Below are 13882 nucleotides of genomic sequence, written 5' to 3'. Positions count from 1 at the left end.
TCCCTGGCACGGCGCCCGCATACCGACCGTCACGAAGGACGTGGCGGGGGGACCACGCGGAGGAGACCCATGAGCCAGAGAGCATCCGATCAAGCCATCCAGGTGAAGCCGCTCGCAGGGCACATCGGCGCCGAGATCCACGGCGCCGACATCTCGAAGCCGCTGCCCGATGAGGCCGTGGCGGCCATCCGCGCGGCGCTGCTGAAGTGGAAGGTCGTCTTTTTCCGGAACCAGCCGCTCGGCCACGCCGAGCAGATCGCCTTCGCCGCGCGCTTCGGCGAGGTGACCTACGCCCATCCGCACGAGGACGAGCCGTTCGACGAGCACCCGGAGATCCTCGCCATCGACAGCCGCCGCTACGATCGCCGCTACGGCAGGCGCTTCAGCTACGAGAACCGCTGGCATACCGACGTCACCGCGGCCGTGAACCCGCCGGCGGCGTCGATCCTGCGGGCGCACATCCTGCCGCACTACGGCGGCGACACGACCTGGACGAACCTCGTGGCAGCCTACGAGGGGCTGTCCGCGCCGCTGCGCGCGCTCATCGATGGCCTGCGCGCGGAGCACCGCTTCGGGCTGCGGTTCGCGCCGCAGGACCAGGACAGCCCGTACCTGCGCACGGTGCGCGAGAACCCGCTGATCTCGATCCACCCCGTGGTGCGCGTCCACCCCGAGACCGGCGAGCGGGCGCTGTTCGTCAGCCCGGGCTTCACCAGCCACATCGTCGGGCTGTCGCCGCGCGAGAGCAGCGCGATCCTCGACCTGCTCTTCGAGCAGATCAGCCGCCCGGCATACACGGTGCGGTTCCGGTGGGAGCCGGGCAGCATTGCGTTCTGGGACAACCGGGCCACGGCGCACCTGGTGCCGCAGGACCTCGGGCACCTCGACGTCGAGCGCGTCCTCTACCGGGTGACGCTGACCGGAGACATCCCGGTGGGGGTCGACGGAGTCCGCTCCGAGATCGTGGCCGGGGAGCCATTCGGCAAGCGGCCCCCGAGCAAGCTAAAGCCCGCCCGCAAGGACAAGGCGCCCGAGGCGGAGGTGCAGGCATGAGCGCCGCGAGCGCAGGCGTCGAGAGGACGTCGTTCGAGGGGCCCCACGGGCCGGTGGAGGCGGTGCAGGTCCGCCCGGCGTCGGGCGGGCGCTCGCCGGTGCCGGCGGTGCTGATCCTCCACGAGGGGCTGGGGCTCACGGTCCATACGATCGAGCTGGCAAGGCGCTTCGCGCAGGAAGGGTACCTCGCGTTTGCGCCGAACCTGTATTCGCACGACGCGACGCACCGGACCTTCACCGAGGCGGAGGTGGCCCGGGGGGTGAGCCTGCTGCGCGCGGCCGACCGTGACGAGGTGGTCGCGCGGTTGCCGGCGAACGAACAGGAGCGGCTGAAGAAGGTGTTCACCTGGTTCGGTAGCCGCGACACGTCGACGTACCTGCCCGACGCGAGGGCGGCGGCGGCGCACCTCGTCGGCCGGTCGGACGTGCGGCCGGGGGGCGTCGCCGCCGTCGGGTTCTCGCTGGGCGGAGGGCTCGTGGGGCAGCTCGCGGTCGCAGGCGTGGCGCTCGCGGCGGGCGCGGTGTTCTATGGGCAGGCGCCGGCTCTGGAGCAGGTGAAGAACGTGCGGCTTCCGCTGCAGGTGCATTATGCGGAGGAGGATCCGGCGATCACCCCGAGGGCGCCAGCGGTGGGGGAGGCGTTCAGGGCTGCGGGGCGCGAGCTGATCTCGTTCGTGTACCCTGGGACGCGCCACGGGTTCTTCAACGAGACGCGGCCGGTGTACCACGCCGACGCGGCGCAGCTCTCGTGGCGGCGCACGCGGGAGTTCTTCGCCGAGCGCACCGGCAACGTCGGGCAATGGCGGCCGCAGGCCGTCGCCGGCGAGGGTGTGCGCGCTGCAGGGTAGCTGCGGCTCCGTCGCTGGCACCTCTGGCAGGCACCTCAGGCACCTCAACCTGGGTCGGCTCTGGCAGGCACCTCAACCTGGGTCGGCTCTGGAGGCACCTCAGGCACCTCAACCTGGGTCGGGTCTGGAACCTCAACCTGGGTCGGGTCGGAACCTCCGCCTCAACCTGGGTCGGGTCGGAACCTCCGCCTCAACCTGGGTCGGGTCTGGCGCCTCAACCTGGGTCGGGTCTGGCGCCTCAACCTGGGTCGGGTCGGAATCTCGAGCCTCAACCTGGGTCGGGTCGGTCCCGTCATGGCACGGAGGCTGCTGGGCGCCCGCCATGACCGCCTCCACGCCCATCGCCGAGAGCAACGCTCCGAAGCCCGTCCATACCGACGACGCCGGACTCATCGCCGGCGCGATCACCCTTCCCGCGCCCGCCGGTGACCTCCCCGGCTACCGCGCCCACCCCGCCTCCGGTGGCCCCTTCCCTCTGGTGCTGGTGATCCAGGAAATCTTCGGCGTCCACGAGCACATCCGCGACGTGGTCCGTCGCTTCGCGCACCGCGGCTACTACGCCCTCGCCCCGGATCTGTTCGTTCGGCAAGGCGATCCGAGCCACCTCGGCACCGTCGACGAGTTCCGGGCTCTGGCGAGCCGCGTGCCCGACCGTCAGGTGCTCTCGGACCTCGATGCGAGCGTGGCCTTCGCCGAAGCCTCCGGAAAGGCCGACGTCCGCAAAACGGCCGCGGTCGGCTTCTGCTGGGGCGGGCGCATCACGTGGCTGTACGCCGCGCACAACCCGGCGCTGAAGGCGGCGGTGGCCTGGTACGGACGCCTGACCGGCGATCGGACCGATGCCCAGCCCAAGCACCCGATCGACGTGGCGAGCGCGCTGCAGGCGCCCGTGCTGGGCCTCTATGCCGGACAGGACCAGGGCATCCCCCTCCCGACGGTGACCGCGCTCCAGGAAGCGCTCCGTGCCGCCTCCGAGACCGCCAGCGCGCCCGGCGCCGCGCACTCCGAGATCCGGGTCTACCCTGACGTCCCGCACGCCTTTTACGCCGACTACCGGCCGAGCTACCGGCCGGAAGCCGCCGCCGACGCCTGGCAGCGCCAGCTCGACTGGCTGGCCCGACACGGCGTCGCCTGACGGCGACCGGCCGCGACAGCGCCCCGGCGACCCCTGCTGCCCCGGCAACAAGCTGCGCCTCCACTGCTACTCCTTACGCACCCCGCCCGCGCCACCGCGCCCCGCGATCGGATACCCTGACGCGGTGCGCGCCAGGATCCGAGACACCGAGCTCTACTTCGACGTCGAGGGCATGGGCCTCGTCCCCGACGGCCCGCGGATGCGCGAAAAGCCGGTGATGTTCGTCGTACATGGCGGACCTGGCGCAGATCACTCCTCGCACAAGGGCGGGATGACGCCGCTCGCCGACCAGGCGCAGCTCGTCTACTTCGATCATCGCGGACAGGGCCGCTCCGCGCGCGGGCCAAAGGAAACGTATACCCTCGAGAGCAACGTCGAGGACATGGAGGCGCTACGCCTGCACCTCGGCCTCGATCGTATCGTGGTGATGGGCACCTCCTATGGCGGCATGGTGGCCATGGCCTATGCGCTCGAATACCAGCGGAACATCTCTCATCTCATCCTGGTAGCCACGGCGGCCAGCCATCGCCTCATCGACCGGGCGAAGCAGATCGTCGCGGAGCGCGGCACGGAGCAGCAGAGAGCGGCGTGCGAACGCCTCTGGGCCGGCGAGATCGAGAGCGACGAGCGGTTCGCCGACCTCCTCCAGATCCTGGGGCCGCTCTACTCGACCACCTTCGATCCACAGAAGGCGGCCGAGGCCCGCGCGCGCACCATCTACAACGTCGACGCGTGGAACGTCGGCCTGGAGGGGTTCATGCGGAGATTCGATTTCACGCCGCGCCTCCCCGAGATCGCGGTGCCCACGCTCGTCCTCGCCGGCCGACACGACTGGATCTGCCCACCCGATCTCTCGGAGGAGATAGCGCGGCTCATCCCGGGCGCGGATCTACGTATCTTCGAGCGCAGCAGCCACTGGGTGCGCGCTGACGAGCCGCGGGCGCTGCTCGACGCCGTCGCCGGCTTCCTGGCTCAGAGGCAATAGCGCGCAGAGCGCACCGCCGAGCGCCGCGCCCTCTACTGGATACCGGCCTTCTTCATCGCCGCGGGCATCCGCTGGACGATGACCGTCCCGACCTTCTTCCCCACCTCGCCGCTGATCTCCGGGAGGAGCTTCGCGGCCTTCTTTCCGACCGGGGTGCCGTAGAACTTGATGAGCTCCTTCAGCTCATCGGCGGTGAACTTCCACGCATAGATCTCGACGTTCCACTGGACGAGCTCGTCGTACGGCAGCACCTCGGCGACCACCGCCTTCAGCTTGCTGGCGTCCCTGGGCGAGATCTTCGCGCCCGCTTGCTGCATCGAAGCTCCCATGTTGCTCATCAGCTGATCGAGGAGCGCATTGTAGACGTCCTTGGGCATCACGAGGTGCGTGAGCTCCAGGGCGAGCTTCTTCTCCGCCTCTCCGGCGTACGCGCTGCCGAGCGACACGAAGGAGAGCAGGGTCACAACGGCGAGCGAGACGATCCATGAACGAAGCGCGTGCTTTTTCATGGGCCCTTTGTATCACGACCGCGCCGCGATCCACGCCGCGCAGGCAGGCCCGCCGCATCCCCTCCCCGGAGCCGCCGCGACACCTGAGGAGCCGCCACGCAGGAGCCGTTCGGGCGCTCGGTCACACGACCGTCACCTCGTCCCCCACGCGCAACGTGCCGGATTTCGTCTCCTGGATGTAGTTCTGTCCGAAGTTCACCTCGCCGGGCCTCTGCGCATCGCGCCGGTACGTGGCCAGCGTGCGGAGCGGCTCCGGGCCGCGCTCTGCGGTGCGCTGGTCGGTCGTTGTGACGACGCAGCGGCCGCACGGGCCGCCGGCGCGGAGCACGAGGTCTCCGATGCGGACGCGGCCCCACCGGTCCTCGTCGAAGGCAGCGCAGCCGCTCACGACGAGGTTGGGCCGGAAGCGATCCATCGGCAACGGCGCGGCGCCCCGGCCCTCGAGGTGAGCGTTCAGATCGGCGAGGGAGGCCTCGGAGATCACGAGCAGCGGGAACTCGTCGGCGAACGACACGACGTCTTCCGGGCCTGCCACCGAGGCCTTGAGGACGGGCCGCCGGAACGCCTCGCCGATGCGGACGAGCCGCGCCGGGTGATCCAGGACGCCGCTGAGCCACGCGGCGGCTTCGTCACCGCAATCCTCGGCCAGGAGGCCGCTGCTGCTCCAGACCTCGACCGTGAGCAGGCGCGCGCCCTCGGCCCTGCGCGGCACGGAGATCGGCGGCCGGCCGGCGAAGCCGAGCGTGAGCGCGCTCTCGGAGAGCTGCGTCTCGATGAGCGCCATGCGCGGCAGCGGGCGCTGCGTGAGGGGCTTTCCCTCGGGGTCGACGATCATGAACCGCCGATCGCCCGCGAGGCCGAGCGCGTCGACGGCGGCCTCGTCGACCGCGAGGCCCCGGCAACCTTTGACGGGATAGATGTGGATCGCGGAGAGTCGCATTCCGGAGCTTATAACACCCCTCGGGCGCTCGGCGCCCGCAGAAGCGCGGCCCGCACGTTCCGAGCGCCCGCGCTCCCCGTCGTCATGCCACGTCGCCTCCGGACGCCGGTATCCCGAGCACCTGCCGCAGGTCCATCCCCACGACGACGTCCGCGTTCTGCTGCACCCATTCGACGAGCGCGGGGCGCAGGGCGCGCGCGATCTCTTCCTTGACGAGCCCTTCCACGACGCTCGGCCCGAGGCGCTGCGGGTCGAGGGCGACGCCGCCGCCCGCGACCAGGGCGCTGAACAGGCGCACGAGCGACTCGGCGCCCGCTGCGTTTCGTGCCGCGCCGAGCGGCTCGACCCGCTCGACGGCGATCTCGCCGCCGCGCTTCACGACGAAGCGACGGACGTCGGCCTGGTCGACTCCCCTCTTGTGGAGCACCGCCGAGGAGCAGTCGACCTCGATGCGCTGCACGCGCGGCGCGGTCTCGATCTCCTGCCGCGTGCCCTCGATATCGACGCTGGCCGCGATGGTCGCGCCGGCCGGAATGCGGAACCCGTCCGGGCCCACCCCGCCCGCGAGCTCCTGGTGCAGCGTCAGCCGCGCAGACAAGCGGGCGCCCCGCACGGCGGTGCTGCCGCCGGCCTCGAGGTTCGAGAGCACCTGACGCACCGTCACGACGAGATCGGGATCGCTGGTAGGGTCGTACGGGGGCATGGCCATCGGCGTCGACGTGACCAGTCCGCGCATGAAGGCGCGCGCCTCGTCCTCCGCCGATCCCTTTCCGACCCGGACGAGCCCTCCCGTGTAGAAGACGTTGGGCGTCATCGCGCCTGAACGGAAGTCGTACTCGACCTGCTGGAGCCCCATGTCGCCGAGCGGCGGCGGCAGGTTGATGACGAGGTACGGCTCGAAGGTGATCCGCAGGAGCGCCGGCGCGAGCGTCAGGCGGAGCGCCGTCGCGCTCGAGGTGGCGAGCGCGGCGATTCCGGTGCGCCTCAGGACGGTGCGAGCGGGGAGGTCGAACGAGATCGAGACCGACTCGAGATCGACCCACGACGGCAGGAAGCTCCAGGCCATTCGAGGAGGGTACACCCCCCTGGTCGCCGGAAGCGCGGCCTATTGACCCGCCGCACGGGGCGCGCCCATCATGCCCCGCATGAAGCCAGAGGAATTCCTCGACGAGCTCGACCGCAAGGTCGGTGAGCGCCTCGCCCACATCGGCGCAGTGGCCCGCGCGGCGGAGCCGGCGAGCGGCGTCGGCATCCCGGCGCTGCTCGCGACCGCGCTCAAGAAGGAGCTCGAGGCGACCGAGGAGGCCGCGCTCTGGCTCACCACCGAGACCGACGTGGAGGTGAAGCTCGCCCTCGCCCGCCAGTGCGGCGATGAGGCGAGGCACTACCGGCTCATCGCCGAGCGGCTGCGCGCGCTCGGCGTCGACCCCGCCGCCATCCCGGCGAAGTTCGGGCCGCCCACGCCGATGTTCGGGTACCTGAAGGGGCTCGGCTCGACGGTCGAGCGCGTCGCAGCGGGCCAGTTCACGCGGGAGGCGCTCGCGAAGGTGCACAACCAGGCGTTCATCGATTACTGCGAGTCGCAAGGCGACGCCGAGACCGCGCGCCTTTACCGCGAGGTCATCCAGCCGGACGAGGGCCATCACCACGAGATGGGCCGGCGGCTCCTCACGCGCCTCGCGGTCACCGAGGAGGCCCAGGCGCTCGCGCGCGCCGCCGCGATGCGCACGCTCGAGATCGCCGAGGAGCTCCAGGAGATCGCCCGCCTGAAGATGGGTATCTGCCGCGCGCCTGGGTGCTAGTGCTCAGGCACGGTCCTGACGGACCGCCACGATGCTCGATCCAGCCGCTCCGATGCGGCCCGCCGATCTGACCGTCGACGTCCGGGCGTCGATCGCGAGCTAGCGTGTCGTGGTGCCGCGCTGTCGCGCAGCGAGAGCGACCGGGGCGGGAACAGCCGTTCGGGCGGGGCGTTCGCCCATGTCTCGCGGCGTCCCGGCTGTTCGCGAGGCGCGTTCAGGACACGGCGGTCTCGGCGTCGGTCGCTGTTCCGAGGCCTATATGCGGGATGGCCCGACATGCGAAAGCCATCGAATCCATGCACCCTCCAGATACCAAAGTTGCCGCCTTGTCGCGAGGCCTGCTCGCGGCGAGAGGCGGCCAGTTGGCTCAAGGGGGTTCTCATGATCAAGTTTCCGGGGGACAGATCGTTCCGGGAGGTGGCCCGGTTCACCCAGGATTGTGGTTCGATCTGCACGCACGCGGCTCAGTATTGCCTCGAGATGGGAGGCTCTCACGTGAGCGCCGCGCACATGCGGACGCTCCAGGACTGCGCCGACATCTGCGAGGCGACGTCGAAGCTCCTCCTGCGCAGCTCGCCGCAGATCACCCAGATGATGAGCGTGTGCGCGAGCCTCTGCGAACAGTGCGCGGCGAGCTGCGATAAGCTCACTGGTGATACGCAGATGAAGACGTGCGCTGACGAGTGCCGCCGCTGCGCCGCGGCCTGCCGGCAGATCTGAGAGCGGCGGAGGCATGGTGGTCCTCCGGACGGTGAGCCGAGCAGCGGAGTAGCTCCCCTCGCCTTGTGCGGAGCGCCGCCATCCTCCCCGCCAGAGCCCGCGCGCGCGGCGGCCCGTCGGCGCCGCGGTCGCGCGTGGTCCGGCGGCGGAGCGACGCCGACAGCGGCGGCGTTCTGGCTCCCCATGGTACCCTCGCGCGCATGCTTTATCGAAGGACCATGGGAGCCGCCGGCTTCGCTCTCCTGTGCGCCGGGTGTGGCGGGGACGCGCCCGAGGCTGCGGTGCGCGCGGTGCGCGACCTGGATGCGCTGAAGTTTGCCCCGGCGATTCGAGGGCGGGACGGCGGCTACAGCGCGCGGTGGGGCGACCTTTCGGTGTGGGTGTTCGGCGACACGACCCTGGAGATGCCGGGGGAAGACGGAGCGCTGTGGAGGTCGAGCACCTTCTGCGCGACCGACGATCTGGATGCGTCGGATGGGCTCTCGTCGCTCACCGAGCCGCTCGACGCGGCCGGCGCGCCGCGGGAGTTCCTGCCGTTCACCGAGGAGGAGCTCGCATTCAACCTCGCGCACTCCGACCCTCGGGCGGAGGAGGCGTGCGAGGAGGACTGCGGAGCGCGCTATGCGCTGTGGCCGGGCCCCATCGTCGTCGACGAGGCGACCGGCCGTGCGCTCGTCTTCTACAGCAAGGTGACGGGGCGGCTCGGGGTGTTCGACTTCGAGATGCAGGGCTCGTCGATCGCGGTCTGGGAGAGCGTCGATGCGCCGCTCGCACGCCCGGAGGTACGCCCGGGCGCTGCGGATCCGACGCTCCTCTTCGGCGCGGATGAGCCCTCGCTCACGTCGGCGGCGCTCGTCCGCGAGGGCATGCTCTACGCCTACGCCTGTGCGTGCTCGGGTCTCACGTGCCCGTGCCTCGTCGCGCGCGCCGCGCTCGCGGAGGCAACGGAGCGCGACGCGTGGCGGTTCTTCTCGGACGGGCGCTGGGTGGAGGGCCATGAGGAGGCGGAGCCGGTCATGGCGGGGGCACCGATGATGTCGGTGCATTGGAACGAGCACGTCGGCAGGTACATCGCGCTGTACAGCGAGCCGGTATCGTCGGAGATCTCGCTCCGGACGGCGCCGGCGCCGGAGGGGCCATGGTCGGACAGCGCGGTGGTTTTCACCGCCGAGGGCCCGCCTACCCCGGAGGCGTGGCCATATGCCGGCCTCGTGCACGCGGAGCTTGCGCGGGAAGGAGGGCGGGTAGAGTACGTGACGTACTTCCGGGAGACGGGGTTCCTGGAGGGAGAGCTCCGACTCGTCGAGCTGGAGCTCCAGTAGACGACCCGACCCAGACGACCCGACCCAGGTTGAGGCCTGCGGAGGCCTGCGACCCAGACGACCCGACCCAGGTTGAGGCCTGACGACCCGACCCAGGTTGAGGTCTGCTGCCGGGCTGCCGAGACCACCCGATTAGGTAAAGAGGGCCAGCTGAAGACGGTCGAACCGGGTTCGAGACGACCTGGCTCGGTCGACCATCCGCCATGAACCTAACCCGAATGGCCCCAGCCGGATTGCTTCGTCGGTTGGGCAGGTCTACGTCACCGGCACCCAAGGTGCCATTCGCTCAGGCCCAGCCGACCACAACCTTAACCCAGCTTCGCGCGAGCCCGGCGCGGCAATCCATCCCCAGCGCCACGTGAACGCTGCCGCTCGCTTCACCTTCCCCGGACGGACCTTCCCCACGACGGCGCCTTAGCCCGCCCTGCTGTGGCGCTGTGCCGCACAGCCGAGGTGCCTACGTCATGAGCACGACGTCCGCCACGCTGGCGCCGTGATAGATATGCATCCACCACGTCCCCGCCGGAAAGACGGCGCTTCGTACCCCGGCACGCCATCGTTCGAGCGCCGCACGGTATGACGCACGAAACGCTCGCACAGCGGCACCAGCGATTCGCCATGCATCGCCCTGGTCACGGCCGACGGCAAACGTCGGATTGCGATCGCGCAGCGCCTCGAAGCTCGTCGCGCGGCTGTAAGGGGAGACCGTACTGGCGCCTTTGTTGCCTAATAATCGGAACCCTTGCCGCTGCAACTCCGCATGGGCTTGCGCTTCCTGTCGCTCAAGCTCGACCGCGACTTCACGGCGAAAGCCTTCCGCGTTGTCGTGCTCGATGGCGGGTGGTAGCGCGAGCGAAAGCGTTGCTTCCTCCGGCCACTGCCGATTCTCTGGATCAAGATACACGGAGGGACGCGCTGCACGGAGCACGCCACCGCCGAGCTCGCTCACATCCGACTTGGCCCCCGGCCACTCGTGCGCGTGGCGGACGAGGCCAGCGGCTACGGGGTTCGCGAGGACGTAGGCGATCTTCTCCACTATAGCCGCGCGCGTCAGCAGCCGCACCACGCTCGTGGGTTCGTGATCCCACACCGGTCCTTCCCACGTGCGGAGGACCTTCGTTCCAAGCGCAACGATGCGGTGAAAAAACTGCAAGAAGCGCGGCAGAACGCCTTGCACATCGGTCACGACGAGGTGCAGATGCGTTGACATCGCGCAAAGAGCGTGGACTTCGATGCCAAATCGACGGGTCGAAACGGCGAGAGAGTAGACCAGGAACTGGGTGAGGGCAGCATCCGGGCGGAGAAGGAGATGCCGGCGCAGGACGCGACGGGTGATGAGGTAGGTGGCGCCTGGAGCGATTTCACGAGGCTGGCTCATGGCCGGGGCATACGAACAAATGCCGTACCAGGGATCGTGATCAATCATTTCAACAACTTACGCCGACGCGACAGGTGCGACGGGTGGCGGCCGCCACGTGGTCCGCCACCTGGACCGCTGTCGCAGCGACGGCTGCTAGCCTTGGCGCCATTGGCTGGATAGCGTAACCTGCGGCTCACACAAACCGAGGCGCGCTCTGGGTGGGTGCGCGCAACCTGGGTGTGGTCGCCTGGCCTCGACCGTCGTCGGTCGCAACCGGGGTGTGGTCGTCTTCTGCCCGATCACCTCAACCTGGGTGCGGCCGTGCCCCCCTCAACCTGGGTGCGGCCGTGCCCCCCTCAACCTCGGTGCGGTCGCCGCAACCTGGGTGCGGTCGCCGTCGCCGCCGAGGCACTTTTTTCTGCCACCAGCCATCAGCTACCCTCCGCCTGTGGCAACGTCAGACAGGAGCCGCGCCGAGTACCAGCGGCGGGTCAACCGCGTGGTCGACTACATCCAGGCCCATCGCGCGGAGGACCTCTCCCTCGACACACTGGCGGCTGTGGCGGCGTTCTCGCCTTTTCACTTCCACCGCGTGTTCAAGTCCATGACGGGCGAGAACCTTCGCGAGTTCATCCAGCGAACGCGCCTCGAGACCGCGGCGAGCCACCTCGTGCAGCGGCCGCGCGCCGACATCCTCGAGATCGCCCTCGAGAACGGCTTCAGCTCGGCGAGCGCCTTCGCGCGCGCCTTCAAGGAGCGCTTCGGCATGAGCGCGTCCGCCTGGCGCAACGGTGGCGGCACGGACGCGTGCAAGCCGCGGCAAGCGGATCGCAAGCCGGGTGAAGTCGAGCGCAATCCGTGCAAAGCAGCGCCCTGCGCGCCCGACCAAGATGCCTCCTCGTCGGGCGCGGACGCCCGCCAAGACGAGGAGGAGATCATGAACGTGACCGTGAAGACGCTGCCGAGCTACCACGTAGCCTATGTCCGAACCGTCGGCCCCTATGGCCCGGAAGGGAGCGTCGGCGAGGCCTGGCAACGGCTCATCCGCTGGGCGAGCGCCCGCGATCTGTGGACCCCGGACCGCATCTGCCTCAACATCGCGCACGACAACCCCAAGGTCACCGAGCCTGCCAAGTGCCGCCTCGACGCCGCCATCGTGATCCCGCAGGACTTCAAGGCGGACGGCGACGTCAACGTGACCGACATCGCCGGCGGCAAGTACGCCGCGGGCGCATGGGTCGGCGACGCGCGCGCGATCGGCTCCGCCTGGGACCAGCTCTTCGGGAAGTGGCTCCCTGAGAGCGGCTATCAGCCCGACCATCGGCCCTGCTTCGAGCTCTACCAGGGCGAGTTCCACGATCCCAAGACCAACAACTTCCGCTGCGAGCTCTGCTTGCCGGTGCGCCCGCTCTAGCTGCGCCCCCAGGGAGCCCGGTCATCCTGCCCGGGCTCCTGCACCGCCTCGCCGCAACGCTGGCGGGCGGCCGGGCCCCCGGTCGCCTCGTCCCTCGGGCCGCCCTTCAGAGCCCGCCGTTGCCCCCACAAGCCATCGATATCACACGACTTTCACGGGAGAGCGGCGCCGCTCGCGTTTGACAGCCGGGGATCCCTGCACTAGGAGCCGACATGGCATTCATCTACGATGAGCCGAGCAGGACGTTTGGCGAGTACCTGCTCGTCCCGAATCTGACGACGAAGGACTGCGTCCCCGCGAACGTCGATCTCACGGCCCCTGTCGTCCGGTTCAAGGCCGATCCGGGCGCGACGCCGCCGGATCCGAGGCTCGCGCCGCTCACGATCAGCGTGCCGATCACCAGCGCGATGATGCAGTCGGTCTCGGGCGCCGAGCTCGCGATCGCGCTCGCGCGCTGCGGCGGCCTGTCGTTCGTGTACGGCTCGCAGGGCATCGAGGAGGAAGCCGCCATGGTGCGGCGCGTGAAGAACTACAAGGCCGGGTTCGTCGTGAGCGACTCGAACCTGCGCCCCGACGCGACGCTCGGCGACGTCCTCGCGCTCACCGATCGCACGGGCCACTCCACGATTGCGATCACCGAGGACGGCACGCCCACGGGCAGGTTCGTCGGCATCATCACGAGCCGCGATTACCGGCTCGGCAAGACGCCGCTCAGCACGCCGGTGCGCGAGATCATGACGCCGTTCAAGTCGATCCACTGCGGCAAGGTCGGCCTCGATCTGCAGGAGGCGAATGAGCTCATCTGGCGTCACAAGCTCAACACCCTGCCCGTCATCGACGAGCGACAGCACCTCCAGTACCTGGTGTTTCGCAAGGACTACGAGTCGCACCAGGCGCACCCGCTCGAGAACGTGGATCACGAGAAGCGCCTGATCGTCGGCGCCGGCATCAACTCGCGCGACTACAGAGAGCGCGTGCCGGCGCTGGTGGAGGCGGGCGCCGACGTGCTCTGTATCGACTCGTCGGACGGCTACTCCGAGTGGCAGGGCGACACCATCGCCTTCGTGAAGTCGCTCGGCAAGCCGGCCTATATCGGCGCCGGCAACGTCGTCGATCGCGAGGGCTTCCTCTACCTGGTCGAGGCCGGCGCCGACTTCGTCAAGGTCGGCATCGGCGGCGGCTCGATCTGCATCACGCGCGAGCAGAAGGGGATCGGCCGCGGCCAGGCGTCGGCCGTGATCGAGGTGGCCAAGGCGCGCGACGAGTACTTCCAGCGGACCGGCGTCTACGTGCCGATCTGCTCCGACGGCGGCATCAGCCAGGACTACCACATCACCATCGCCCTCGCGATGGGCGCCGACTTCGTCATGATGGGCCGCTACTTCGCGCGCTTCGACGAGTCGCCCGGGCGCAAGGTCCGCGTGAACAACCAGTTCATGAAGGAGTACTGGGGCGAAGGGAGCAACCGCGCCCGCAACTGGCAGCGCTACGACCACGGCGATACCAGCAAGAAGAAGGATCAGCTCGAGTTCGAGGAGGGCGTCGACAGCTACGTGCCGTACGCCGGCAAGCTGAAGGACAACCTCGATGTCACCCTCGCCAAGGTGCGCTCGACGATGTGCAACTGCGGCGCCACCTCGCTGCGCGACCTGTACCTGCGCGCGCGCCTGACCGTCGCGTCCGCGGTGAGCATCCACGAGGGCGGCGTCCACGACGTGATGCTGAAGGACACGCGCGGCAACACACGCGAGCCCTGATCCACGCAGGCCGGCCGCGCCGGCCGTCCCTCTGGCG

Annotated in this window: 13 protein-coding genes; 9 read left to right on the top strand and 4 right to left on the bottom strand. The window is 69.6% G+C overall.

Annotation, left to right across the window (positions count from 1 at the left end; genetic code table 11):
* Positions 1-69: 69 nt before the first annotated feature.
* The 4 genes from WMF45_RS00660 to WMF45_RS00645 all read left to right on the top strand — a co-directional run bounded on the left by WMF45_RS00660 (position 70) and on the right by WMF45_RS00645 (position 4021).
* Positions 70-1053 (top strand): TauD/TfdA dioxygenase family protein, encoded by a 984-nt coding sequence (locus WMF45_RS00660; RefSeq protein WP_437715042.1) that lies wholly within the window; start codon positions 70-72, stop codon positions 1051-1053.
* Complete coding sequence (locus WMF45_RS00655; RefSeq protein WP_437715041.1) at positions 1050-1901, top strand: dienelactone hydrolase family protein; 852 nt, start codon at positions 1050-1052, stop codon at positions 1899-1901. Before WMF45_RS00660 ends, WMF45_RS00655 begins: the two co-directional genes overlap by 4 nt.
* A gap of 322 nt (positions 1902-2223) precedes the next feature.
* Positions 2224-3036, top strand: a complete 813-nt coding sequence (locus WMF45_RS00650; protein WP_437715040.1) for a dienelactone hydrolase family protein — start codon at positions 2224-2226, stop codon at positions 3034-3036.
* Positions 3037-3160: 124 nt separating this feature from the next.
* On the top strand, positions 3161-4021 hold the full coding sequence (locus tag WMF45_RS00645) for an alpha/beta fold hydrolase (RefSeq protein ID WP_437715039.1): 861 nt from the start codon (positions 3161-3163) through the stop codon (positions 4019-4021).
* 32 nt (positions 4022-4053) lie between these two features.
* Here WMF45_RS00645 and WMF45_RS00640 read toward each other — a convergent pair whose 3' ends face one another.
* From WMF45_RS00640 to WMF45_RS00630, 3 genes are all read right to left on the bottom strand, one after another.
* Positions 4054-4530, bottom strand: coding sequence for a DUF2059 domain-containing protein (locus WMF45_RS00640; protein ID WP_437715038.1), 477 nt, complete (start codon positions 4528-4530; stop codon positions 4054-4056).
* A 121-nt stretch (positions 4531-4651) separates the two neighbouring features.
* Positions 4652-5470, bottom strand: coding sequence for an MOSC domain-containing protein (locus tag WMF45_RS00635; protein WP_437715037.1), 819 nt, complete (start codon positions 5468-5470; stop codon positions 4652-4654).
* 82 nt (positions 5471-5552) lie between these two features.
* On the bottom strand, positions 5553-6536 hold the full coding sequence (locus tag WMF45_RS00630) for a hypothetical protein (RefSeq protein ID WP_437715036.1): 984 nt from the start codon (positions 6534-6536) through the stop codon (positions 5553-5555).
* A gap of 79 nt (positions 6537-6615) precedes the next feature.
* Here WMF45_RS00630 and WMF45_RS00625 point away from each other — a divergent pair, with 79 nt between their 5' ends.
* The 3 genes from WMF45_RS00625 to WMF45_RS00615 all read left to right on the top strand — a co-directional run bounded on the left by WMF45_RS00625 (position 6616) and on the right by WMF45_RS00615 (position 9314).
* Complete coding sequence (locus WMF45_RS00625) at positions 6616-7272, top strand: ferritin-like domain-containing protein (protein ID WP_437715035.1); 657 nt, start codon at positions 6616-6618, stop codon at positions 7270-7272.
* Between the two features lie 381 nt (positions 7273-7653).
* Positions 7654-7992 carry a four-helix bundle copper-binding protein gene (locus tag WMF45_RS00620; RefSeq protein ID WP_437715034.1) on the top strand — a complete coding sequence of 113 codons (339 nt, stop codon included), beginning with the start codon at positions 7654-7656 and terminating at the stop codon, positions 7990-7992.
* A 200-nt stretch (positions 7993-8192) separates the two neighbouring features.
* Complete coding sequence (locus WMF45_RS00615) at positions 8193-9314, top strand: DUF4185 domain-containing protein (RefSeq protein WP_437715033.1); 1122 nt, start codon at positions 8193-8195, stop codon at positions 9312-9314.
* 457 nt (positions 9315-9771) lie between these two features.
* Here WMF45_RS00615 and WMF45_RS00610 read toward each other — a convergent pair whose 3' ends face one another.
* The gene (locus tag WMF45_RS00610) at positions 9772-10692 is read right to left on the bottom strand and encodes a transposase (protein WP_437719678.1); all 921 of its coding nucleotides are present in this window, start codon (positions 10690-10692) and stop codon (positions 9772-9774) included.
* Positions 10693-11122: 430 nt separating this feature from the next.
* On the opposite strand from WMF45_RS00610, the gene WMF45_RS00605 reads away from it, so the two are divergent.
* Together WMF45_RS00605 and WMF45_RS00600 are read left to right on the top strand one after the other, a co-directional pair.
* The gene (locus tag WMF45_RS00605; protein WP_437715032.1) at positions 11123-12088 is read left to right on the top strand and encodes an AraC family transcriptional regulator; all 966 of its coding nucleotides are present in this window, start codon (positions 11123-11125) and stop codon (positions 12086-12088) included.
* A 212-nt stretch (positions 12089-12300) separates the two neighbouring features.
* The gene (locus tag WMF45_RS00600; RefSeq protein WP_437715031.1) at positions 12301-13845 is read left to right on the top strand and encodes an IMP dehydrogenase; all 1545 of its coding nucleotides are present in this window, start codon (positions 12301-12303) and stop codon (positions 13843-13845) included.
* Positions 13846-13882 lie beyond the last annotated feature (37 nt).

The organism is Sorangium sp. So ce448, from assembly GCF_051520915.1.
GTDB lineage: Bacteria > Myxococcota_A > Polyangia > Polyangiales > Polyangiaceae > Sorangium > Sorangium cellulosum_B.
This window is presented reverse-complemented; position numbering and strand designations above follow the sequence as displayed.